Origin of the sequence: Ideonella azotifigens (assembly GCF_021043325.1) — a bacterium.
In the GTDB taxonomy this organism is placed as follows: Bacteria; Pseudomonadota; Gammaproteobacteria; order Burkholderiales; family Burkholderiaceae_C; genus Ideonella; species Ideonella azotifigens.
The window spans coordinates 1-1,926 of record NZ_JAJNKD010000046.1 but is presented as its reverse complement, the minus strand read 5'-3'; the positions used below and the strand labels follow the sequence as shown (position 1 = coordinate 1,926).

General features: G+C 60.2%; 2 protein-coding genes and 1 pseudogene. 2 read left to right on the top strand and 1 reads right to left on the bottom strand.

Going from position 1 to position 1,926, the window contains the following annotated elements; translation table 11 throughout:
• Positions 1 to 228 (bottom strand): hypothetical protein (locus LRH25_RS32505; RefSeq protein ID WP_231013287.1); only part of this gene is annotated, 228 nt, incomplete at its 3' end.
• Between LRH25_RS32505 and LRH25_RS32500 the strand changes: the two genes are divergently transcribed.
• Both LRH25_RS32500 and LRH25_RS32495 read left to right on the top strand, forming a co-directional pair.
• Positions 227 to 730, top strand: coding sequence for a hypothetical protein (locus LRH25_RS32500; RefSeq protein ID WP_141291689.1), 504 nt, complete (start codon positions 227 to 229; stop codon positions 728 to 730). The genes LRH25_RS32505 and LRH25_RS32500 overlap by 2 nt on opposite strands.
• Before the next feature lie 631 nt (positions 731 to 1,361).
• Positions 1,362 to 1,926: pseudogene (locus LRH25_RS32495) on the top strand (hypothetical protein); the annotation flags it as partial.

The following is a 1,926-nucleotide window of genomic DNA, read 5'->3' as shown; positions in this document are numbered from 1 at the left end:
GAGGGCGCTGCGTTCTGTGATGGCGAATGCATCAGCTACTGGCGCGTGGACGCGAAGGGGCGCATCGGCGCTGCGGCTACGCTGTTGGTGTCGGGTGCGACCTTGGGGGCGACGCTTCAACGGCTCAAGGCCGTCGAGCCGATTGGGGTTTGGCAGCTCGAGCTCCGACCCGGCGCTGACGGCCGACGCCCGGGATTTGCTGCGATTGAACTCCGGAAAGGTGACCATGCGTCCGCCAGCCTTGCAGTTTGATTTCTCGCCGCGAAGGCGACTGCGCTGGCTGCCCCCCGCGTTGGCGCTTGCTGCGCTGCTCGTCTTGAGCACCGGAGGCCTGCTGCTGAAGCGAGAGGCAGGGTTGCGCAGGTTTCAGGACGAGTTGCTGGCAGCCGAGCAAGGCTCGGCGCGCAAAGCGGCGCCGGCGCGCGGGCGCGCCTCAGAGCCTTGGGAGGCCAACGCGGTGCGAGATGGTGCGCTTTTGCAGCTCCCCGTCGAAGCTCGGCTTCTGGAGCTGGAGCGATGCGTCGTCAATGGCATGTCATTGGCAAGCGTTAGGTTCGATGCAGCGAGCCAGGGGGTTTCAGCAGAGGTTCGCGCTGTTACCCAAACTCAGGCGACCGAGTTAACCCAATGCCTTAACCAAGGGGTTGGAAGAAGCTGGGTGGTTGATTCGATTGAGTTCGGCGATAACTTTGCTAAAGAACCAAACTTCACGCTTCGTATCCATTGGTAGCGCGGTAGTGCGTTTTTTTGGCAATGAATATATTCGCGCTTGGTTGTAATATTTATATTGAATGGGAGGATGCGTGAGATTGCGGATCTTGGCGATTTATCTTCTATCTTTGTCCAGTCCTGCATTCTGCAGGGACGTACGGATTTCATTGCTTCCCGCTTTTTGGAGCAATTTTCCAAATACCGGTGGGGATGGTGAGTTCTCTACTGCGCAAGAGGTATGTGACTACAGAACACAGCTTATACATTGGGTGACCCCGCTGATATACGAGGCCAATGCGGATGCCTCCTGGAAGGGTATATGCTACTACATAGACGGGGCTGGATATAAGAACTCGATGGCAGTTCCTTTTTATGGCCAGCGGTGTCCAGATGGATATTCTATTGCGATTGGCAGTTTTATAGATCGAATCAGTGATAAGGGCGGTATTGGGTATATCTATTACGCCCCAGGGCAAGCTTGCCTATCCAAATACCCTGGCATAGACGTTTGGCACGATAAGCCGGCCGCGTGCCCTGGCAAGAATGCAAGCCTATTCGGAGTCGGAGATCCGATCTACCCCCTGATCGGCAGCAGCAGCTACGACGTAGACCTTGATGCAGGTCTTGGCGGCCTGAAGCTTCGCTACGACATGCGCAGGAAGCTGCCCAGCGACAACCCGGACCTGCTGTACCCGTACACGGCCCTTTCGTCGTTTGGCCCGCTGGTCGAGAGCAACCTGCACAAGCGGCTGATCTACCAGTCCGGCACGCCAGCCAGCATGCAGGCCTCGCGCGGCCTGGGCCGCTGGGTCTCGTTCGCGGTCTCCGGCGCGGCCTTTGTGCCCGACCCCGGCGTGCGCGACACGCTGGTGGCCATCAGCGGCGGCTGGCGCTACCTGGACGCCCAGACCCGCGGGGAAGAGACCTACGACAGCACCGGCCGGCTCAACACCGAGAAGCGGGCCGACGGCACCGTGCTCACCTACGGCTACAGCACCGCTGCCGGCGCTGACGCCCCGGCCGCAGGCTACCTGCTCACCGTGCAGGACCAGCTCGGCCACCTGATCAAGTTCAAGTACGACGCCACCGGCGTCATCACGCAAGTCACCCGGGTGGACGGCCAAGTCATTGGCGCGGCCTACACCGGCGGCAACCTGAGCCAGCTCACCTGGCCCGACGGCAAGTATCTGCAGTTCATCTACGACAAGCCCGGCC